Source organism: Pantoea sp. JV6 (genome assembly GCF_025910055.1).
Taxonomy (GTDB): domain Bacteria; phylum Pseudomonadota; class Gammaproteobacteria; order Enterobacterales; family Enterobacteriaceae; genus Pantoea; species Pantoea agglomerans.
Genome location: NZ_JAPCIM010000018.1, coordinates 72,745 through 94,479, shown reverse-complemented (window position 1 = coordinate 94,479; position 21,735 = coordinate 72,745). Strand labels below are relative to the sequence as shown.

13 protein-coding genes are annotated in these 21,735 nt (G+C 57.9%); 10 read left to right on the top strand and 3 right to left on the bottom strand.

Going from position 1 to position 21,735, the window contains the following annotated elements; all coding sequences use genetic code 11:
- The first annotated feature begins 11 nt into the window (after positions 1-11).
- The 8 genes from bcsR (at position 12) to OK412_RS17255 (ending at position 14,668) form a co-directional block, all read left to right on the top strand.
- Positions 12-209, top strand: coding sequence for a cellulose biosynthesis protein BcsR (gene bcsR / locus OK412_RS17290; protein WP_010257416.1), 198 nt, complete (start codon positions 12-14; stop codon positions 207-209).
- Entirely contained in the window at positions 209-940 is a 732-nt protein-coding gene (gene bcsQ / locus OK412_RS17285) for a cellulose biosynthesis protein BcsQ (RefSeq protein ID WP_050680411.1), read from the top strand. Before bcsR ends, bcsQ begins: the two co-directional genes overlap by 1 nt.
- Positions 937-3,540, top strand: coding sequence for a UDP-forming cellulose synthase catalytic subunit (gene bcsA, locus OK412_RS17280; protein ID WP_264353387.1), 2,604 nt, complete (start codon positions 937-939; stop codon positions 3,538-3,540). The genes bcsQ and bcsA overlap by 4 nt, the downstream gene beginning before the upstream one ends.
- A gap of 4 nt (positions 3,541-3,544) precedes the next feature.
- Entirely contained in the window at positions 3,545-5,833 is a 2,289-nt protein-coding gene (gene bcsB / locus OK412_RS17275; protein ID WP_191917611.1) for a cellulose biosynthesis cyclic di-GMP-binding regulatory protein BcsB, read from the top strand.
- Positions 5,826-9,293, top strand: a complete 3,468-nt coding sequence (gene bcsC, locus OK412_RS17270; RefSeq protein WP_264353386.1) for a cellulose synthase complex outer membrane protein BcsC — start codon at positions 5,826-5,828, stop codon at positions 9,291-9,293. The genes bcsB and bcsC overlap by 8 nt, the downstream gene beginning before the upstream one ends.
- Positions 9,294-9,409: 116 nt before the next feature.
- A complete protein-coding gene (hmsP, locus tag OK412_RS17265) occupies positions 9,410-11,416 on the top strand; it encodes a biofilm formation regulator HmsP (protein ID WP_031292605.1) in 2,007 nt (668 codons plus the stop codon).
- A gap of 225 nt (positions 11,417-11,641) precedes the next feature.
- Positions 11,642-12,931 carry a dicarboxylate/amino acid:cation symporter gene (locus tag OK412_RS17260; RefSeq protein WP_010257403.1) on the top strand — a complete coding sequence of 430 codons (1,290 nt, stop codon included), beginning with the start codon at positions 11,642-11,644 and terminating at the stop codon, positions 12,929-12,931.
- 246 nt (positions 12,932-13,177) lie between these two features.
- A complete protein-coding gene (locus OK412_RS17255; RefSeq protein WP_010257399.1) occupies positions 13,178-14,668 on the top strand; it encodes a M16 family metallopeptidase in 1,491 nt (496 codons plus the stop codon).
- Positions 14,669-14,670: 2 nt separating this feature from the next.
- Here OK412_RS17255 and OK412_RS17250 read toward each other — a convergent pair whose 3' ends face one another.
- Together OK412_RS17250 and OK412_RS17245 are read right to left on the bottom strand one after the other, a co-directional pair.
- Positions 14,671-15,543: an alpha/beta hydrolase gene (locus OK412_RS17250; RefSeq protein ID WP_010671660.1), complete on the bottom strand. Its 873-nt coding sequence runs from the start codon at positions 15,541-15,543 to the stop codon at positions 14,671-14,673.
- A gap of 523 nt (positions 15,544-16,066) precedes the next feature.
- Positions 16,067-16,999, bottom strand: coding sequence for a sugar kinase (locus tag OK412_RS17245; RefSeq protein WP_263054513.1), 933 nt, complete (start codon positions 16,997-16,999; stop codon positions 16,067-16,069).
- Positions 17,000-17,283: 284 nt separating this feature from the next.
- Between OK412_RS17245 and OK412_RS17240 the strand changes: the two genes are divergently transcribed.
- Complete coding sequence (locus tag OK412_RS17240) at positions 17,284-19,344, top strand: AsmA family protein (RefSeq protein WP_045140898.1); 2,061 nt, start codon at positions 17,284-17,286, stop codon at positions 19,342-19,344.
- Here OK412_RS17240 and ppiC read toward each other — a convergent pair whose 3' ends face one another.
- Positions 19,345-19,626, bottom strand: a complete 282-nt coding sequence (gene ppiC / locus OK412_RS17235; RefSeq protein WP_010257386.1) for a peptidylprolyl isomerase PpiC — start codon at positions 19,624-19,626, stop codon at positions 19,345-19,347.
- 75 nt (positions 19,627-19,701) lie between these two features.
- Between ppiC and rep the strand changes: the two genes are divergently transcribed.
- Positions 19,702-21,723: a DNA helicase Rep gene (gene rep, locus OK412_RS17230; RefSeq protein WP_010257384.1), complete on the top strand. Its 2,022-nt coding sequence runs from the start codon at positions 19,702-19,704 to the stop codon at positions 21,721-21,723.
- Positions 21,724-21,735 lie beyond the last annotated feature (12 nt).

Genomic DNA, 21,735 nt, shown 5'->3' with positions numbered 1-21,735 from the left:
GGCGAACAGTAATGAAAAACCACAATCTCTATAACCCTGTTGCCGCTGATGGCGATCGTCAGGATGATATTAGTGCGTTGCGTGATGCGTTTTCTTTGCACTCTTTCCGCTATGTCGACATTGCGCGGGAAGAGCGCCTGAAAGCGATCGTGTCGCGCTGGCCGCTGTTAGCGGAAACCCTTGCCAGCCAGTCTGAGACCGATCGCTGATGCCGCAGATCGCGCTTCAGGGCGTACGGGGCGGCGTCGGCACGACTTCTCTTTGTGCCGGATTAGGCTGGGCGCTGGCGGCACTCGGCGAACGAGTATTGTTGATCGATGGCTCCCCGGTCAGCCAGCTCGGCGTGCATTTTAATCTGCCCGCTCAGCAGGATAATGGCTGGATGAAAGCCCTGTGCGAGGGCGGTGACTGGCAGCACAGCGGGTTTCGCTATCCCGATGGTCCTGATTTGCTGCCTCACGGGGTGCTTTCCCATCAGCATGCTTTGACTATTGCCAGACAGAATGAGGCGATCGCCGCGCCGCTGCTCCAGGCATTACCGGACCTGCGGGCGCGCTATCAGTGGATTATTTTCGATCTGCCTGCCGATACCCTGCCCTGGCATGAAACGCTCTATCCGTCGCTGGACAGCCTGTTGTGCGTCACTCAGCCAGACGCGAATTGCCATTTACGGCTTAGCCAGCGCCAGTTTCCGGCGCGCACTCGTTTTATTATCAATCAGTTTAATGCCAACAGTCGTCTGCAGCAGGATCTGCATCAGCTCTGGATGGCCTCGCTGAATCCGCTGATACCGCTGCTGATCCACCGGGATGAGGCGCTGGCAGAAGCGCTGATGATGAAGCAGCCGGTCGGTGAATACCGGCCACATGCGTTGGTCAGTGAAGAGATCATCACGCTGGCAAGCTGGCTGCTGCTCAATCTGAATGGAGTGAGCTCTTGAATCCGTTGTGCTGGCTGTTAACAGCGCCCGCCTGGCAATCGCTGCACAGGGGCTATACCACCGCGCGAGGCAATGGCGCGTCCCGCTTCGCCAGTGCACTCCATCTGTTCTGGTCGGTGCTGGGCCTGATGCTGCTTCGCTTCGAAACGCCGGGCTGGCAGCGGATTATTCAGCAGCGCCGCCGGCTCTATCCGCACATTTCGCCGGAGCGGCCGCGACCGCTGGATATCCTGCGTTATCTGATCCAGACGCTGTGGCTTTTGGTGATCCTGCCGCAGAGCGATCGCGCTCGTGGCGGTTTCCGTGGCCTCGGTGCGCTGTCTGGCTGGCGCCACCATGGCTACCACTGGCTGGACAAGGCCGTTGCCCACTCACAGACCCAGGGAATCGATGTGCGCATCGAACACTGGCTGAAGCGGCTGTCGCCGCTGGTGCGACGCAGCCTCTTCGCCGTCACTGCCCTGTTTGCCACGTTGCTGGCGCTGCTCTGTATCAGCCAGCCGTTTGGCCTGATGACGCAGTTTATCTTTGTGGTACTGCTCTGGAGTCTGGCGATGCTGGTACGACGCATCCCGGGGCGTTTCCCGACCATGATGCTGATTGTGCTGTCGCTGACCGTATCGTGCCGCTACCTCTGGTGGCGCTATACCTCGACGCTGAACTGGGACGATCCGCTGAGTCTGGTGTTTGGTCTGCTGCTTATTGCGGCAGAGACCTACGCCTGGGTGGTGCTGGTGCTGGGCTATTTTCAGACGCTCTGGCCGCTTAATCGTCAGCCAGTATCGATGCCTGTCGATCGGGATCAGTGGCCAGGCATCGATCTGCTGGTGCCAACCTACAACGAACCGCTCAGCGTGGTCAGACCCACCATCTACGCTGCCATGGGCATCGACTGGCCGAAAGACCGCCTGAATATCTATCTGCTCGACGACGGCGACCGGCCGGAATTCCGCGACTTTGCCGCCAGCGTGGGTATCAACTATGTCGTCCGTCCCACCCATGAGCACGCCAAGGCCGGCAATATCAATCACGCGCTGAAAAAGTACTGCCGCAGCGAATTTGTGGTGATTTTCGACTGTGACCATGTGCCGACGCGCGCCTTTTTGCAGATGACCATGGGCTGGTTTATTAAAGATCCCCGGCTGGCGATGATGCAGACGCCGCATCACTTCTTCTCGCCTGATCCGTTTGAGCGCAATCTCGGGCGGTTTCGTCGTACGCCCAATGAGGGTTCGCTCTTTTATGGGCTGGTGCAGGACGGTAATGATACCTGGGACGCCACCTTTTTCTGCGGCTCCTGCGCCGTGCTGCGCCGCAGCGCACTGGATGAAATTGGCGGTATTGCGGTGGAAACCGTTACCGAAGATGCCCATACCTCGCTGCGTCTGCACCGGCGCGGCTACACCTCGGCCTACATCCGCATTCCTCAGGCGGCCGGACTGGCGACCGAAAGTCTGTCAGCGCATATCGGACAGCGCATCCGCTGGGCACGCGGTATGGTGCAGATCTTCCGCCTTGATAACCCGCTATTTGGTAAGGGGCTGAAGTGGGTACAGCGGCTCTGTTATGCCAACGCCATGCTGCACTTTCTCTCTGGCATTCCGCGGCTGGTCTTCCTGCTGGCGCCGCTGGCGTTTTTGCTCTGTCATGCCTACATCATCTACGCGCCTGCGCTGGCGATCGCCATTTATGTTTTGCCCCATATGCTGCATACCAGCCTCACCAACTCGCGTATTCAGGGACGCTGGCGACACTCTTTCTGGAGCGAGGTCTACGAGACGGTGCTGGCCTGGTATATCGCCCGGCCTACCACCGTGGCGCTGTTCAATCCTCATAAAGGGAAGTTTAACGTCACCGCAAAAGGCGGGCTGGTAGAGGAGGAGCATCTGGACTGGGTGATAACCAAGCCCTATATGCTGCTGGTGCTGCTCAACCTCGCAGGGGTTTTGATGGCGTTCTGGCGCATGCAGCACGGTCCGGCCAATGAGGTACTGACGGTATGGGTGAGCCTGATTTGGGTGCTCTACAACATGATTATCCTTGGCGGTGCGGTAGCGGTTTCGGTTGAAGCACGGCAGATCCGTGAGGCGCACAGGGTGGAGATCGCCATGCCGGCCGCCATTGCACGCGAAGATGGTCATATGCTGCCCTGTACGCTGCGTGACTACTCTGACGGCGGCGTCGGGCTGGAGATGCGCGAGCCGGATGCGCTGCGGGAGAATGAAAAAGTGTGGCTGCTGCTGCGTCGTGGACAGCAGGAGTTCAGCTTCCCGTGCCAGGTGCAGCGGGTCTTTGGCCACCGGGCTGGCGTGCGTCTCCATCAACTGACCACTCAGCAGCATATTGAATTTATCCAGTGTACCTTCGCCCGCGCCGATACCTGGGCGCTGTGGCAGGACGGTTTTCCGGAAGATAAACCGGTCCAGAGCCTCGCCGATATCATGATCCTCGGTTTCAAAGGTTACCTGCGCCTGGCGGAATATGGCCCGCCGCAGTTACGTCGGCTGTTTAACCTGCTTACCGTTGGGGTGAGCTGGCTGGCTTCGCTGTTGCCGCAAGGCATCGGACGTGTGCCAGCTTCAAAAAACGCATTGAGTTGATGATATGACGATACCGAGAGTAAACAGGTGGTTTGCCGCTCTGCTGCTGGGCAGTGCAACGTTAAGCTGTGCCGCCGCGCAGGAGGACGCGCCCGCAAACATCAATGGTGTAACGCCTGTGCAATCTTTACCGCAGGATAACGGCGCACCGCTGCGGAACAGCCAGCTGAGCTTTGCCCAGCTGGCACCGCCGCCTGGCAGCATGACGCTGCGTGGCACCCGCACCACCGGACAGATTGAGTTCGGTGTGCGCAGCGATGAGGTGGTGACGCGCGCGTTGCTGAACCTCAGCTTTCGGCCTTCGCCCGCACTGCTGCCGACGCTGTCGCAGTTGAAGGTTTATCTCAATGATGAGCTGGTCGGTCTGATTACCCTGACGCCGGAACAGCTGGGTAAAGAGATCCAGACGCAGCTGTCGATCGATCCGCGTTACATCGCCGACTTTAACCGCGTGCGTTTCGAGCTGGTGGGCCACTACGCCAACGTCTGTGAAAATCCTGCCAATAGCGCAATCTGGCTGGATATCGGCAAACAGAGCGGCATCGATCTGACGCTGCAAAAACTGCCGCTGAAAAATGACCTCTCCCACTTCCCGGAACCCTTTTTTGATTCGCGGGATACGCGACCGCTGACCCTGCCGATGGTGTTCAGCGCCCAGCCGGATGTCACGCAGCAGCGGGCTGCCGCCATTCTTGCTTCCTGGTTTGGCAGCAAAACGGGCTGGCGCGGGCAGCGTTTCCCGGTGCTGTATAACCAGCTGCCGCAACAGCAGCATGCGGTGGTGTTTGCCACCAACGATGCGCGCCCGGATTTCCTGAAAGATCTGCCGCCGGTGACAAAACCCACAGTAGAGATTGTCAGCCAGCCCGATAATCCGTATGAAAAAATGCTGCTGATTCTGGGACGCAACGATGAGGACCTGCTGACGGCGGTTCAGGGTATCGCCCAGGGTGAGCTGCTGCTGCGCGGCGATACCTCAACCATCGACAGCGTGAAGCTGCTCTCCCCGCGCCAGGCTTATGACGCCCCTAACTGGGTGCGGACCGATCGCCGCACCACTTTCGCCGAACTGACGCAATATGAGAATCAGTTGCAGTCTGATGGGGTGCAGCCTAATCCCGTCAGCCTGACCCTCAATCTGCCGCCCGATCTCTTCCTGGTTCGCGCGCGCGGTATCGACATGGATCTGAGCTATCGCTATACCGCGCCTTTCCAGTCGGATGGCTCACGGCTGGCGGTCAACCTGAATAATCAGTTCATTCAGGATTATCCGCTGCCGCCGAAAAATACGACGGGTCAGCAGCTGCTGCATATTCCGCTGATTCAGGGAATGCTGGACAAGAGCCATGAGCTGCTGATTCCGGCGCTGCGCCTCGGGGTGGTGAATCAGCTGCGCTTTGATTTTGATTACGCCAACATCACCATCAGCGGCAACGCGGATGGACGCTGTGAAACCGCAACGCCGATAACGCATCATGTGGTGGTGGACGACAATTCCAGCATCGATTTTTCCGGCTATCGCCACTACATCGAAATGCCGTCGTTGCGCGCCTGGGCGAATGCGGGCTTTCCGTTCAGCCGCTACGCCGATCTGGCGCAAACCCTGGTACTGATGCCGCCAAAACCCGATGCAGAGCAGGTCAGCACGCTGCTGAATACGTTGGGCAATATGGGTGCGCAAACCGGCTATCCGGCGCTGCGCGTTCAGTTGACCGATGACTGGGCCACGGCGAAGAAGCAGGATGTGGATCTGCTGATGATCGGTGTCATCCCCAAAGATCTTCAGGATGACCAGCGGATCCCGGCGCTGGTCGACGCCACCGCCAGCTGGCTGAAAGAGCCTGTGCGACAAATCACTCCGGAAGTGAACCCGCAAAGTCAGCGCGAGCAGGCGGCAGAAAGCACGACGACTATCAGCTCCCGCGGCCCGCTGGCAACGGTGATTGGCTTCCAGTCACCTTTTTACGATCAGCGCAGCGTTGTCGCGTTGCTCGCCGATGGCACGCCGCGTAGCTGGCAGTTGCTCAACGAGGCGATGGGTGACAGCGGCAAGCGTGGCACGATGTCTGGCTCCACCGTGGTGATCCGCGAGTCAGGGGTTAACAGTCTGCGCGTGGGAGAGAGCTACTACGTTGGTCATCTGCCGTGGTGGGAGCGTCTCTGGTCGCTACTCTCCGTCCATCCCTTCTGGCTGGCACTCTGCGCACTCTTTGTAGTGGTGCTGTTTGCGCTGATGACCTGGCGTCTGATGCGAATTATTACCCGTCGTCGTTTACTGGATGAAGATGAATAACGCACAGGTGCTGCGGGCAGGCATGCTGCTCGGCGCACTGAGTGCGCTGCCGGGGCTGGCTGCACCGGTCGACGGATCGGAGGTGTCGCCGGTCGAATGGTTGCTGTCACAGGTACGCACCGGCGAGTCGACCAACAAATATGATCTGGTGCAGCAATCGCTCTACCGGCTTGAGAAGATCGATCCCGATAATCCGCAGGTGCTGGCGGCTCGCCTGCGGCTGGCGCTGCGTCAGGGCGATATCCCTAAAGCGCAGATGCTGCTGGAGCAGCTGAAAAAGGTTGCGCCCGACTCCGCCGCGACGCGTGAATCCGCCGTCGGCCTGACGCTGATGTCGTCGGATGGGCGGCAGCAGCTGCAGCAGGCGCGCCTGCTCGCCACCTCGGGGCGCCTGGCGGAGGCGAAAAGTGCTTACGACGCGTTGTTCGGAGGGGTTTTTCCGGATGCGAACACGGCGCTGGAATACTGGCGGCTGCTGGCACGCACTCCCGGTCAGGAGAGCGTCGCTTACCAGCAGCTGCAGGCGCTGGAGCAGCGCTACCCGGGCAATATCGGGGTTGAGCTGCAAATTGCACGCATGGCATTTGATCAACAGCAGCCGGAGCAGGCGATAGCGCAGTTGAAAAAGCTGGCAAACAGCAACGGCGGACGCGCCGCTGCCGCCGATCTCTGGCTGCAGCAGATCAACGATCAGCCGGTCAGCGACAGCAGCGTGGCGCAGTTAAACGCCTACCTGGCTGTTTTTACCGACGGCGACGCACACCAGCAGGGCGCGGATGTGCTGGCGAAGCAGCAGGCGCAGCTCGCCGATCCCGCCTATCGCGAGCGGATGCGTGGCCTGGCGCTGGTCGAGGCGGGCGATGTGAATAATGCGATGGCAGCGCTTAGCCGGGCACTGAAGGATAACCCCAACGACGCCGAACTGATGGGTGCAATGGGGCAGACTCAGGCACGCGCCGGCCATCGTGACGCGGCGGTGCTCTGGCTGGAACGCGCCGTTGAGGCGGGCAAGCAGAGCACGCTGATCGGCAAATGGCAGTCACTGCTGCAGACTAACCGTTACTGGCTGGCGGTCGAACAGGGCGATAAGGCGCTGGCGCAACATGACGTTGAGGGGGCCGAACGCGCTTATCGCGCCGCACAGAAAATTGATAGCACCGACAGCTATGCCCTGATTGGCCTGGGCGATGTGGCGATAGCGCGTAAAGATAGGGCGGCGGCTGAACAGTACTGGCAAAAGGCGCGACGTCTGGATGGCACGAATATCACCGCTGTGCGACGACTGGCGGGACTTTACCAAACGGTTTCGGCCGCCCGCGAGTTGGAATTTATTAATACGCTACCCGCCGGGCAGCAGCGCCAGATGGCGGGAACGTTGCGCGCGTTGCGCAGTGACAGCCTGCGCGCCGAGGCCGATGCGCTCGCCCGGCAGAATAAATGGCCGCAGGCGGCAGAGAAGTATCGGGCGGCGCTGGCGCTGCAGCCGGATGACGTCTGGCTCAGTTATCGGCTGGCGAGCGCGCTACGCGACGGTGGGGCCACCCAACAGGCGGATGCGCAGATCGCGACGCTGCAACGGCAGCATCCCGGCGATGCGACCGCGCTCTACGCCGCCGCGCTCTATCTTTCCAGCCGGGATAATGATGACGCCGCACTGGCAACGCTGCATCGCCTGCCTGAAACGCAGTGGAACAGCAATATGCATGAGCTGGCTGACCGGCTCGTGCAGGATAAAATTTTTGCCAGCGCCGAAGCGCTTCGTGCGGCAGGGCAGGAGCGGGCAGCGGTGACGCTGCTTTACCAGCAGCCGGTTTCCAGCCGACGCGACCTGACGCTGGCCGACTGGGCGCTGGCTCGCGGGGACGCGCAGCAGGCACTGGAGACCTATCAGCAGGTGCTGTCAGGTGAAGCTGACAACAGCGATGCGGCGCTGGGACGAATCGAAGCGCTGGTCGCGCTCCAGCGCAACAGCGAAGCACGACAGGCACTTGAGCAGCAGCCAGCCCAGCCCAACACTCTTAATGCCGATCGCCGCGCCGCGCTGGCATGGCAGGCGGTGGGCGAAACCACGCAGGCTGCCGTGCGCTTTGCCAGCCTGAAGCAGCGCGCTGCGTCACTGCCGCCTTCGCAGGATAAGGCACTGGTGTTTCGTGATGCGGCACGGCTGGAGCGCGCACAGCAGCAGCCAGAGATCGCGCTGGCGGATTATCGTCAGGCGATGACGGCCAGCGGTATCGGCAGCGGCGAAAGTATCAGCCGCGCGACACGTTCTCAGGAACAGGATGACTGGCTGAAGCGCAGTATTCGCAGCGACACCGCAGATCTCTATCGTCAGCGTGAGACCACGCTGACGGTGCAGCAGGACTATTCACGTAATAAGGGTACGGCTGGGGTCTCCGACTTTACTGCCCATACCACCATGCTGCAGGCGGAAAGTCCGTTTGCCGACGGACGCGGCTTTTTCCGTCTCGACCGGGTGGACGTCTCGGCAGGGAGTTTTACCACCCGTAACGGCAGCTTCGACGAGCAGTTTGGTAGCTGCGACGACGCCAGTTCCGGCGGATGCAGCCGCGATGCCAGTCAGCGCGCCGAGGGCACTGCGCTGGGCGTCGGCTGGCATAATGACCGCTGGTCAGCGGATCTGGGTACCACGCCGCTGGGCTTTGAGGTGACCAACTGGACCGGCGGCCTGAGCTGGAAAACTGACGTCAGGGATCTTGGCGTGACGCTGACCGCCTCGCGACGGCCGATCGCCAGTTCGCTGCTTTCCTATGCGGGCGCGCGCGATCCATCAGCCAACGGTGGAAAAAGCTGGGGCGGCGTAGTGGCAACGGGTGGCAGCATCGGGCTGAGTTACGATCAGGGCGGCGCACACGGTGTCTGGGGCGACATCAGCGCGCATCAGATCACCGGTAAAAACGTTGCGGATAACAGTCGCGAGCGCTTAATGGCCGGCTACTACTACAAGCTCATTAATAGCGATAATCGCCGGGCCACCGTCGGACTTAACAGTATGCTCTGGCACTATCAGAAGGATCTCAGCGATTACACCTTCGGTCAGGGCGGCTACTACAGTCCGCAGCAGTATCTCTCCTTTTCCGTGCCGGTCACCTGGCGACAGCGGACAGAAAACTGGTCGTTCGACCTGGGCGGCTCGGTTTCCTGGTCACATTCGAAAACCGATGCGCAGCAGCGCTATCCGGTCAATCCCGGCTTTACCCTGGCCAGCAATCCCGTTTCCGCCAGCAGCACCGGCAGCGGCACGGGGTATACGCTGCAGGGCGTGGTTGAACGTCGTATCACGCCCGACTGGTTTATCGGGGTGGGCGTCGATATTCAACAGGCGAAAGACTATACCCCAAGTCACGGGCTTATCTACGTGCGTTACTCTGCCGCAGGCTGGGAAGGGGATCTGGATATGCCGCCACAGCCGCTGACCCCTTACGCAGATTTCAAATAATCCCGGCCGGGAAAAAGCTGGACTTTTCAGACGGTAAAAAAGTCAGTTTATGGGATATACTGGCGGGCATTGTACTGTCTGCTATCTGGGCTTTTTTCATCGTCAGGAGAATATTTTTGCGCGTAAGCCGTTCACTTACGATAAAGCAGATGGCGACAGTTTCGCTGGTTGCGGTTATCACCATCAGCATCTTTATCGTCATCCAACTGTTTCATTTTGTGCAGCAGCGCAGGATTGACTACGCCCAGCAGATGGAGAATATCGCACACACCGTCCGCCAGCCGCTGTCGGAAGCGGTACTGCGCGCCGATATTTCTCAGGCCGAACGCATTCTCCATTCACTGAAACCTGCCGGTATTTTATCGCGCGCCGATGTGGTGCTGCCGAATGCGTTTCAGGCTCTGCATGCCGACTTCGAAACGGAGAAACCGGTGCCGCGTCTGGTGGCGCGACTGTTTGAGCTGCCGGTGCAGATTACCCTGCCGCTCTACTCAGTGGAAAATACCGGGATGCCGAAACCGCTGGCCTATCTGGTGTTGCAGGCTAACTCGACGCGCGTCTACCAGTTTATTCTCAGCACGCTCTCGACCATGATTATCACCTATCTGCTGCTGGCACTGATCCTGTCAGTGGCGATCAGCTGGTGTATCAACCGGCTGGTGGTGCATCCGCTGCGCAATCTCTCGCGCGAGCTGCAGGAGCTGCCGCCGCAGTCGATTCTGACGCATAAGCTGTCACTGCCGCAGAGCCACCGCGATGATGAAATCGGCATGCTGATCCGCAGCTACAACCGCAATCAGCAGGTGCTGGAGTCGATACATGATGAGATGAGCCGGCTGACCACCCATTTTCCCGTGACCGATCTGCCCAACCGTACCCTGTTTCTGGCGCTGGTCGAGCAGTTCATGAGCAGCCCGGAACAGCCGCTGGGGCTGATGGTGATCCGCATTGAAACCCTGCAGGAAGCCAACGGCGTATTGAGCGATGAGCAGCGCGATACGCTGATGCTTACGCTGGTGGAGAAGATCCGTAATACGCTGGATGACCATACTCTGCTGGCGCAGACCGGGACCAGCGACTTTGTTCTGTTAATGAAGCGTGCCAGCAATCCGTTCCGCGCCCTGCGTCTGGCCCGTAACCTGATGATTCGCCTTAATCAGCCGGTCAACCTGTATCAGCTGCAGCTGCGTCCTAACGTCAGCATTGGTCTGGCGCTGCGCGATGATCAGCCGCTGAGCGCCAGTGATCTGCTTGGCCGCGCGACCTCAGCGATGATGTCGGCCCGTCATCAGGGCAAAAATCAGATTCTGTTCTTTGACGCCGCGTTAACCGAGCGCGCGCAAAAACGTCTGACCCAGGAGCATGACATTCTGCAGGGGCTGCACAATGAGCAGTTCGCCCTCTATCTGCAACCGCAGGTCGATATGCGCACCGGCACGTTAGTCGGCGCGGAAGCGCTGCTGCGTATGCGCCAGCCAGACGGCAGCTACGGTCTGACCGAAGAGTTTATTGCCAGTGCCGAAGAGATTGGTGTGATTAGCGCGATTGGCCGCTGGGTGTTTGAAGAGGCGTGCCGCATTCTGGCAGGCTGGCAGCGACAGGGCATTATGCTGCCGCTGAGTGTGAATATTTCCGCTGTGCAACTGCGTGACACGGGCGTAGTCTCTCATCTGCAATCCCTGCTGACGCGCCACCGCATCGCACCTGGCACCTTCGTGCTGGAAGTGACAGAGACGGCTCAGCTTGATGATGCTGAACAGGCGATATCGATGCTGCGGATGTTGCAGCAGACCGGCGTAGCCGTGGCTCTGGACGATTTCGGCATGGGCTACTCCAACCTTAACTACCTCCATCAGCTGAAAGCGTTGCCGGTTAACAAGCTGAAGATGGATCGCAGCTTCGTGGCGGCGCTGCCGCATGACGACACCATGGTCTGCATCGTGGCGGCCATCGCCGAGATTATCCATCTGGAGGTGATTGCCGAAGGCGTGGAGACAGCGGAACAACGTGACTGGCTGCTGGCGCGCGGCATCTCTATCGGACAGGGCTATCTGTATGCTGAAGCGCTGCCTCTGACCCGATTCAATCAGGCATGGATCGAAAACTCCTCACTACCGCAATAATTGCCTGATTCATTGATTTTGCGAGAATTTTAGTTACAAAACCCCCTGCTGAAGCGTTTCAGTTCAGAATTACGATCCCCGGGTTTCCTGGGCGTTTGTCACCCTGTATTAATCACGTAAACAGAGTGTTATTTTCGGGTTACTGTCAGGCGCCACCTCTGTTGCCCGCCAGTCACAATAACGAATCCGACAACATCACCTCACGGCGTTAGTGGACACCTGTTTATGAAAACCTCACTTTTTAAAAGCCTTTATTTCCAGGTGCTGATGGCGATTGGCATCGGCGTTTTGTTAGGCCATTTTTACCCGGAGTTAGGGACCCAGATGAAGCCGCTGGGAGATGGCTTTGTTAAGTTAATCAAGATGATTATCGCCCCGGTGATTTTCTGTACCGTGGTGACCGGCATCGCTGGCATGGAAAGCATGAAAGCGGTAGGACGGACCGGCGCGGTTGCACTGCTCTATTTTGAAATTGTCAGCACCATCGCGCTGATTATCGGCCTGATCGTGGTTAACGTGGTGCAGCCAGGTGCCGGGATGAACGTTGATCCTGCCACGCTGGATGCCAAAGCCGTGGCGATTTACGCGCAGCAGGCAGAACAGCAGGGCATCGTCGCTTTCCTGCTGGATGTCATCCCCAACAGCGTGATTGGCGCCTTTGCCAGCGGCAATATTCTGCAGGTGCTGCTGTTTGCCATTCTGTTTGGTTTTGCCCTGCATCGTCTGGGTAATACCGGCACGCTGATTTTCAACGTGATTGAAAGCTTCTCAAAAGTGATTTTCGGCATCATCAACATGATCATGCGTCTGGCACCGATAGGGGCATTTGGCGCGATGGCGTTCACTATCGGCAAGTATGGCGTGGGCTCACTGGTGCAGCTCGGCCAGCTGATTATCTGCTTCTACATCACCTGTATTCTGTTTGTGGTGATCGTGCTGGGGCTGATTGCACGCCTGTTCGCCGGATTCAGCATCTTTAAGTTCATCGCCTATATCAAAGAAGAGCTGCTGATTGTGCTGGGCACTTCCTCTTCCGAGTCTGCGCTGCCGCGCATGCTGGATAAGATGGAGAAGCTGGGCTGCAAGAAATCGGTAGTAGGGCTGGTGATCCCCACCGGTTACTCCTTTAACCTGGACGGCACCTCGATTTACCTGACCATGGCGGCAGTATTTATCGCTCAGGCGACCAATGCGCACATGGACATTTTCCATCAGATTACGCTGCTGGTGGTGCTGCTGCTCTCCTCCAAAGGCGCGGCGGGGGTAACCGGGAGCGGATTTATCGTGCTGGCGGCGACGCTCTCTGCGGTGGGACATCTGCCGGTGGCGGGTCTGGCGCTGATTCTTGGTATCGACCGCTTTATGTCCGAAGCCCGTGCGCTGACCAACCTGATCGGTAACGGTGTGGCGACCGTGGTGGTGGCGAAGTGGGTCGATCAGCTGGATCATAAACAGCTGACCGACACGCTGGCAGGCCGGAATAAGGAGAATAAAGCGTCTGAATCTTCAATTTAATCATTGAATTTCACTTAAATCCCCACAAATGCCCGCTGTCGCTTGCCCTGACAGCGGGCATTTGCATAATAAACCCCACTTGTTTTTTTTGACGTTTTTCACTTCGTTACGCGACATCCTGAGCTTCCTGTGGTCAAACACTTTGTTGTTGGATAACAGCGCGATTCGGCGTCAGCCGAATCGTTAATAACAGCGGCAATATGCGCCAGTGATAACGATATTTGAATTATTTGAGTAGGGGTTCACATGCAGGGCACCAGAATTCGGCTTTTGGTTGGTGGATTAGTGCTGGCAAGCAGCTTTGGTCTCCAGGCAGAAACGCTGCAACCGGATCCGGCCTGGCAGGAAGGCAAGCTGGATAATGGATTTAACTGGCAGTTACTGGCCACACCGCAACGCCCCAGTGACCGTATTGAACTGCGGCTGGTGGTGAATACCGGCTCGCTGGTAGAGAGTGCGCAACAGGCCGGCTTCAGCCATCTGCTGCCGCGTCTGGCGATGGTGCACAACACCGCGCTTGATAACCATCAGCAGCGCGCGCTATGGCAACAGGCGATGGATCCTCAGCATCCGCTGCCACCTGTGATCACCTCCTATGATTCCACCCAATATAATCTGAGCCTGCCGAATAACCGCCCCGAGTTGCTGAAAGAAGCGCTGAACTGGCTGGCGGCCACGGCGGGCAATATGGCCATCACCGAACAGGTGGTTAATACCGCGCTGGCGGCATCGGATCCGGTGGCGACCTGGCCGAAAGATACCCAGGATGTCTGGTGGCGCTACCGCCTGAAAGGCTCCGCGCTGCTGGCGCATGACCCCGCAGCGCAACCACGCGCGCCGGTTGATTTAACCCAGCTCAATGATTTTTATCATCAGTGGTACACCCCGGATGCGATGACGCTCTACGTGGTGGGGAATGTTGACAGCCGCAACCTCTCTGAGCAGATCAATAAAACCTTCTCGGCGTTAACCGGTAAACGTGAAACGCCTGCGCCACTGCCCACCCTGTCGCCGCTGCCGCACGAGCCGGTAAATCTGGTCAGCAGCAACATGACGCAGGATCGCCTCTCGCTGGTGTGGGATACGCCGTGGCAACCGATTCGTGACTCCCAGAATCTGCAGCGTTACTGGCAGGGCGATCTGGCACGTGAAGCGCTGTTCTGGCATGTCCAGCGTGCGCTCAGTGACAGCAAGGCACAGGGCATACAGGTGGGATTTGATTGCCGTGTGCTTTATCAGCGTGCGCAGTGCTCCATCAACCTGGATGGACGCAACGAAAATCTGGCGCAGAATATGAATCTGGTGGCGCGTGAGCTGGCAAACGTGCGTGACAAAGGCTTGCCGCAGGAGGAGTTTGATGCGCTGATGGCGCAGAAGCTGCTGGAGCTGAACAAGCTGTTTACCACCTATGCCCGCACCGATACGGATGTGCTGATGAGCCAGCGCCTGCGCTCCCAGCAGAACGCCGTAGTCGATATCGCACCTGAGCAGTATCAGAAGCTGCGTCAGACTTTCCTGGCCGGCCTGACCCGCGAACAGTTAAACCAGGAGCTGCGTCAGCAGCTGACGCAGGAACTGATGATGGTACTGATTCAGCCGGAAGGCGAAGCGGAAACCAACGTGAAGAGCCTGCAAAACAACTGGGACAAAGTGATGGCACCGCCAGCGGCACCGGCGACCAGCAATGAAGCCAGTCCGCCGGATAGCAACGTCAAAGACGTTCCGCCAGCCGCATAAAGTCAGGTTTTTGCCCTGAGCCACTCGGTCACTAACATCGGCCAGCTGGCGAGGGGCAAATCTGCCACGCCGCGGATACCAAATCCGTGCCCGCCTTTCTGATAGAAATGCACCTCTGCCGGGACCTTATGCTCACGCAGCGCGCCAAAAAACGCCATGCTGTGATTCACTGATACATCATCATCGTCGGCTGCGTGGATCAACAGCGTTGGCGGCACCAGCGGATGAACCCGGGTTTCCATTGAATAAGCGTCAATGGTTTTCTGATCGGGCCAGGCACCCAGCAGGCGGGTTCTGGCTCCTTCATGGGCGATGCCGTCCCGCATGCTGATTACCGGATAGACCAGTACCATCGCATCCGGACGCGGCGAGAAGTTTTCTGCGCCATCCTGCACCGGATAGAGTTTCTCTGCGAAACGCGTACCCAGACTGGCAGCCACGTGGCCACCCGCCGAAAAGCCCATCATGACGATATATTTACCATTCAGGCCGCGCTGCGCGCGTTCACGCAGGACGCGTACCGCGCGCTGAGCATCGGCCAGCGGCGCGTCGGGCCCTTCGTGATGTCCATCATAGGGCAGGCGATAAGTCATCACCGCCAGGGTGTAACCCATTGAGGTAAAGAATGTCGCCAGGGCGCTGCCTTCACGATCGATCATCACGCGCTGATAGCCACCGCCCGGTGCGACCAGCAGGGTAATCCCGTTTGATTCGACCGGATGCCAGATCGCCATCTCCGGGCAACGCACGCCGGTAGCGGCCCGATCGTAAGGCTCATACTCTTTTGCCATGTCGACAATCTGCGGCTGTGCGCGCGAATCGCTGGCGCCTGGCGCATCACCGTGTGGCCAGATATTAATAATTTCTGTGTGCATAAATAGATCCTGATGCGGGGAATATTTTAATTGTTTTGTTCGCGGCCGGAGAGAACAGCGTCCTGCTGTCTTTTGATTAAAAGATGGTCTTTTTTCAGGCAGTCGTCCATCCGAAAAGGGGGGATCTGACCAGATTCGGACTATGCCTGGTGGTGGATCTGTTTGTTTAACTTATTAATTTTAATCAATAAATTATAAGAGAGATTGAAGGGGGAGACCGCAGGGGATCTGTTATTAACCACAATTTTTCCGCTTAAGGTAAATAGCTGGCACGGCCCGCTTTATTAGCCGCAATTTACCGGATATCACGCTGTGCGTTCTTAAGGCGACATAATGATTTTAGCGTCAGGATCACACCGCCACGCTGCAGGGGCTAACGTGCCAGTCTCATCTGGGAACGGATAGCATCGGTTACAGTCACGCAGCCAGACGTTACCAGCAGCCTAAAAAAATGCGCCCTCGGGCGCATTTTCTGGCATCGGCACGAGCAGTGCCTGTATCAACGACGCTGGCTAGCGCTCTGTCAGTCAGGCATCGCCTCTGCCGGAATAATCGCGCCGCGATGCTGAATCACGGTGCTGGCAGTCAGGTGTCCGCGCTGCGCGGCGACCTCTGCAGAGGCGCCGGTCAGACGGCGAGCCAGATAACCGGCACTGAACGAATCACCGGCTGCGGTGGTATCGATCACTTTCTCTTTCGCCAGACGTACCGCAGGCACATCAATCAGCGGCGCATCGCCGGTGACCACCAGGCAGGAGTCTGCACCGCGCTTAATCACGATTTCGCTGGCACCCGCCTGACGGGTACGCGCGATAACGTCATCCAGCGGCTCTTCGCCCCAGAGCAGATGTTCATCATCCAGTGTCAGGAAGGCGATATCGGTGCAGTTGAGCATGGCGCGATAAGCGGCCTGCGTGCTGGCCCGATCGGCCCATAAACGCGGGCGGTAGTTGTTATCAAAAATCACCTTGCCGCCATTAGCCCGGCAGCGCGCCAGCAGCACCATCAGCTTTTCACGACTGGCAGGCGACAGAATCGCCAGGCTGATGCCGCTGAGGTAGAGATAATCGTAGTGCGACAGCTGTTCAGCTATCTCTGCTGATTGCGGGCTGTCGAGCCAGTAACGCGCGGCGGCATCACTGCGCCAGTACCAGAAGGTGCGCTCACCGTCGGCATCGGTTTCAATGAAATACAGGCCCGGCATTTTATTATCGAGCCGCTGAATCAGGTCGGTATTGACCTTCTCCTGCTGCCAGGCCGCGATCATTTGATCGCTGAACGAATCCGTACCCAGCGCAGTGACATAATCGACCCGTAACTGCTGCTCATCAACCTGGCGGGCGAGATAAACGGCCGTATTGAGCGTATCGCCGCCAAAGCCACGTTTAATGTTCTCACCCTTTTCGGACAGCTCAATCATGCATTCGCCGATGATGGCGATTTTTTTCTGCGTCATGGTTTCAGACCTGTAGTGAAATATCGTCTTAGTCTCGCGTCTGGTATGGCAGACGTCAATGGTTTTAAAACGGTGTTTTAATTTACCTTTAAAGGCGGCCATTAGCCCTGGTCTCGGGGATAACCGCCGGGAATGTCGGCTTTTTTTACCGCTTATGCTAACGAAATGGCTGAGAAACCCCTTTTTCTGAATTGAATCATCTTACTATCCCGCTTCCCTGATGCTGTTGCCCGCGGTCTCGACTATCTTTAACGCAGACCGTGAATGTGCAAGGAGAAAGCGTAATGTCGCGTACCGGGAAAATAGTCAGCTGGGTAGCAGGAATTCTGGTGTTGTTGATCGTGGTGATTATCGTCGTCATCGCGACCTTTGACTGGAATCGCCTGAAGCCCACCATCAATCAAAAAGTTTCAACCGAGTTAAACCGCCCCTTTGCGATACGCGGGGATCTGGGTATCGACTGGGCACGGAATCGCGACGAGGCAGGCTGGCGGCGCTGGGTGCCGTGGCCGCAGATCCATGCGGAAGATATCATGCTGGGGAATCCGCCTGACATTGCTGACGTCACCATGGTACATCTGCAGCGGGTCGATGCCACATTGTCACCGCTGTCGCTGCTGCACAAAGAACTGTTCATCCCGTGGATTAAATTGCAGCGGCCGGATGCGCGTCTGATCCAGACCGCGGATAAAAAGAACAACTGGACCTTTACCCTTGCCAATAGCGGCAAGGATGAGAAGAGTGCTGCGCCATCGGCCTGGTCATTCCGTCTGGATAATATTCTGTTCGATCAGGGCCAGATTCGTTATCGCGATGCCATTAACCGCGCAGATGTCACGGTGCAGGTTAATCCGCTGGGTAAACCGGTGCCGTATACGCAGATTGCCGGAGGCAATGACCAGCAGAAGGGCGCAGGCGACTTCGTCTTTGGCTGGCAGGCGAAGGGCACTTATAACAATGAGTCACTCAGCGGCGACGGTAAGATTGGCGGCATGCTGTCACTGCGCAGTCAGAACACCCCGTTCCCGATTCAGGCCGATCTGCGCAACGGCACCACCCGCGTTCAGGTGACCGGCGGTCTGCAGGATCCGATGAACCTCGGCGGGCTTAACGTGCGACTGCGCTTCTCGGGCGATACGCTGGCCAATCTCTATGGCCTGACCGGCGTCCTGCTGCCTGACACGCCACCTTATGAAACCGACGGCCATCTGATTGCTAAATTCAGCGGCGAAAAGGGCGCGGTCTACCGCTATGAGAAATTCAACGGACATATTGGCGACAGCGATATTCATGGGTCGCTGATCTACAGTCAGGTTAAACCCCGCCCGACACTCAGCGGCGAGCTGACCTCTGAGCAACTGCGCATGGCCGATCTGGGGCCGCTGATTGGCGTCGACTCTGGCAAAGGCAGTGAAAAAACTGCGCAGGCCAAAGCCCGGCGCGGGGAGAAATCGAATCAGCCCGCAGACCGCGTGCTACCACACGATAAATTCGAAACCAAAAACTGGGACGTGATGGATGCCGACGTGAAGTTCAGCGGCAAACGGATCGAACACAGCAATTCACTGCCGTTAAGCGATCTCTATACCCATTTACAGCTGAAAAACGGTGATCTGCTGCTGGACCCGCTGCGCTTTGGTGTGGCGGGCGGCAATCTCAACAGCACTATCCGGCTGGAGGGCGATCACTCGCCGATGCGTGGCCGGGTTGATCTTCATGTCCGTAAGCTGCAGCTGCGTCAGCTCTTCCCGAATGTGGAGGCGATGAAGAACAGCCGTGGCCAGCTCAATGGCGATGCCAGCTTTACTGGCACCGGTAACTCCGTAGCCGATCTGCTGGCGACCAGCAACGGGCAACTTAAGCTGCTGATGAATGATGGTCTGATCAGCCGCAGCCTGATGGAAATTGCCGGACTCAACGTCGGTAACTACGTGGTGGGCAAACTGTTTGGCGATGACCAGGTGCGCATCAACTGCGCCGCCACCGATCTCAAACTGCAGAATGGTGTGGCGACGCCTAACCTGTTTGTGTTTGATACCGAGAACGCGATTATCAATGTGTCAGGCAACGCGAACTTCGCCAGTGAGCGGCTGGATCTGTCGGTGAATCCGGAGAGTAAGGGCGTCCGCATCGTAACGCTGCGCTCCCCGCTCTATGTGCGTGGTACCTTTAAAAATCCTGATGCGGGCGTGAAAACGGGGCCACTGCTGGCACGTGGTGCCGCTGCAGTGGCTCTGGGCGCAGTAGTGGGCCCGGCGGCGGCGCTGCTGGCACTGATCTCTCCTAGTGATAACGAAGACAACCAGTGCAGCACCGTCCTGCAGCAGATGAAGCAGAAGAAGTAACTAGTTGCGATAGAGTACTTTGATAATGTGATAACCAAAGCCGGTCTTTACCGGCCCGTAAGGCGTCAGCAGCGGGCAGGTAAAGACCGCTTTATCAAAGGCCGGCACCATCTGTCCCTGCCGGAACTCGCCCAGATCGCCGCCATTCCGGCCGGAAGGACAGGTTGAGTGCTTCTTTGCCAGCTGTTGGAAATTGCCACCCTTCGCCAGTTTCGCCAGAATCTCTTTTGCCAGCGCTTCCTCTTTGACGAGGATGTGTAAAGCCGCCGCGGTTTTCGCCATGTTGGTATCTCGGTTGTGTATAATTGCCGCCCAGTATAAACCCCTTTCTTTTGATTCAATCAGGCGATTTCTCCTATGCGTTTAAACCCCAGCCAACAACGTGCCGTCGAATTTGTTACCGGTCCCTGTCTGGTGCTGGCGGGCGCGGGATCGGGCAAAACCCGCGTGATTACCAATAAAATCGCCCATCTGATCCGTGAATGCGGCTATCAGGCGCGCCACATCGCCGCGGTGACCTTTACCAATAAAGCCTCGCGCGAAATGAAAGAGCGTGTGGCGCAGACGCTGGGCCGCAAAGAGGCGCGCGGCCTGCTGATCTCCACCTTCCATACGCTGGGGCTGGAGATCATCAAACGCGAAACTGCGGCGCTGGGCATGAAGTCAAACTTCTCGCTGTTCGACGATCAGGATCAGCTCGCCCTGCTGAAAGAGCTGACAAAAGAGTGGCTGGAAGAGGATAAGACGCTGCTACAGCAGCTCATCTCCACCATCTCGAACTGGAAAAATGATCTGATCGACCCGCAGGGCGCCGCCGCGCTGGCGCGATCACAGCAGGATAATATTTTTGCTCACTGCTACGCCCTCTACAGCCAGCATCTTAAGTCGTGCAACGTGCTCGATTTCGACGATTTGATTCTGCTGCCGACGCTGCTGCTGCAGCGTAATCAGGAGGTGCGTGAACGCTGGCAGCAGCGTATCCGCTATCTGCTGGTGGATGAGTATCAGGATACCAACACCAGCCAGTATGAACTGGTTAAGCTGCTGGTGGGCGCTCGGGCGCGCTTCACGGTGGTGGGCGATGATGATCAGTCTATCTACTCCTGGCGCGGCGCACGCCCGCAGAATCTGGTGCTGCTGAATCAGGATTTCCCGGCGCTGGAGGTGGTGAAGCTGGAGCAGAACTACCGCTCTTCGCAGCGCATACTGAAAGCGGCAAATATCCTGATTGCCAATAACCCGCACGTCTTTGAGAAGCGGCTCTTTTCGGAGCTGGGGCAGGGCAGCGAGCTGAAGGTGCTTACTGCCAACAGCGAAGAGCATGAAGCGGAGCGGGTCACTGGCGAGCTCATCGCGCATCACTTTATCAACAGGACGCAGTACAAAGATTACGCGATTCTTTATCGTGGTAACCATCAGTCCCGGACCTTTGAAAAGTTTCTGATGCAGAACCGCATCCCTTATCGCATCTCTGGCGGTACTTCGTTCTTCTCACGGCCCGAGATCAAAGATCTGCTCGCCTATCTGCGCGTGCTGACCAATCCTGAGGATGACAGCGCGTTTCTGCGCATCGTCAATACGCCGCGCCGTGAGATTGGCCCGGCCACGCTGCAGAAGCTCGGTGAGTGGGCCAACCTGCGCAGCAAGAGCCTGTTTAACGCCAGTTTTGATGTCGGTCTGGGGCAGACGCTGAGTGGTCGCGGTCTGGAGCATCTGCAGCGGTTTACGCACTGGCTGAATGAGATTATCCAGCTGACCGAACGTGAGCCGGTAAACGCAGTGCGTGATTTGATTCGCGGCATCGACTACGAAAGCTGGCTGTTCGAAACCTCCGGCAGCCCGAAAGCCGCAGAGATGCGGATGAAGAACGTCAACACGCTGTTTCAGTGGATGACAGAAATGCTGGAGGGCAGCGATATTGATGAGCCGATGACGCTGGCGCAGGTGGTGACGCGCTTTACCCTGCGCGACATGATGGAGCGCGGTGAAAGCGATGAAGAGCTGGATCAGGTGCAGCTGATGACGCTGCACGCCTCCAAAGGGCTGGAGTTCCCCTATGTATTCCTGGTGGGCATGGAGGAGGGGCTGTTACCGCATCAGAGCAGCATCGATGAGAATAATATCGAAGAGGAGCGTCGCCTGGCCTACGTGGGGATCACACGGGCGCAGAAAGAGCTGACCTTTACCCTGTGTCGCGAACGCCGGCAATATGGCGAATTAATCCGGCCGGAGCCGAGCCGTTTTCTGCTGGAACTGCCGCAGGACGATCTGCAATGGGAGACCGAGCGCAAAGTGGTCAGTGCGGAGGAGCGGATGAAAACTGGTCAGAGCCGGGTGGCCGGTCTGAGAGCGATGCTGGATAAGGCGAAAAAGAGTTAAACCAGTGCAGGA

Excerpts from the sequence above, each read along its gene's own strand:
- bcsR (WP_010257416.1), top strand. The coding sequence starts at position 12 with ATGAAAAACCACAATCTCTATAACCCTGTTGCCGCTGATGGCGATCGT.
- bcsQ (WP_050680411.1), top strand. The coding sequence starts at position 209 with ATGCCGCAGATCGCGCTTCAGGGCGTACGGGGCGGCGTCGGCACGACT.
- bcsB (WP_191917611.1), top strand. The coding sequence starts at position 3,545 with ATGACGATACCGAGAGTAAACAGGTGGTTTGCCGCTCTGCTGCTGGGC.
- bcsC (WP_264353386.1), top strand. The coding sequence starts at position 5,826 with ATGAATAACGCACAGGTGCTGCGGGCAGGCATGCTGCTCGGCGCACTG.
- OK412_RS17260 (WP_010257403.1), top strand. The coding sequence starts at position 11,642 with ATGAAAACCTCACTTTTTAAAAGCCTTTATTTCCAGGTGCTGATGGCG.
- OK412_RS17255 (WP_010257399.1), top strand. The coding sequence starts at position 13,178 with ATGCAGGGCACCAGAATTCGGCTTTTGGTTGGTGGATTAGTGCTGGCA.
- OK412_RS17250 (WP_010671660.1), bottom strand. The coding sequence starts at position 15,543 with ATGCACACAGAAATTATTAATATCTGGCCACACGGTGATGCGCCAGGC.
- OK412_RS17245 (WP_263054513.1), bottom strand. The coding sequence starts at position 16,999 with ATGACGCAGAAAAAAATCGCCATCATCGGCGAATGCATGATTGAGCTG.
- OK412_RS17240 (WP_045140898.1), top strand. The coding sequence starts at position 17,284 with ATGTCGCGTACCGGGAAAATAGTCAGCTGGGTAGCAGGAATTCTGGTG.
- ppiC (WP_010257386.1), bottom strand. The coding sequence starts at position 19,626 with ATGGCGAAAACCGCGGCGGCTTTACACATCCTCGTCAAAGAGGAAGCG.
- rep (WP_010257384.1), top strand. The coding sequence starts at position 19,702 with ATGCGTTTAAACCCCAGCCAACAACGTGCCGTCGAATTTGTTACCGGT.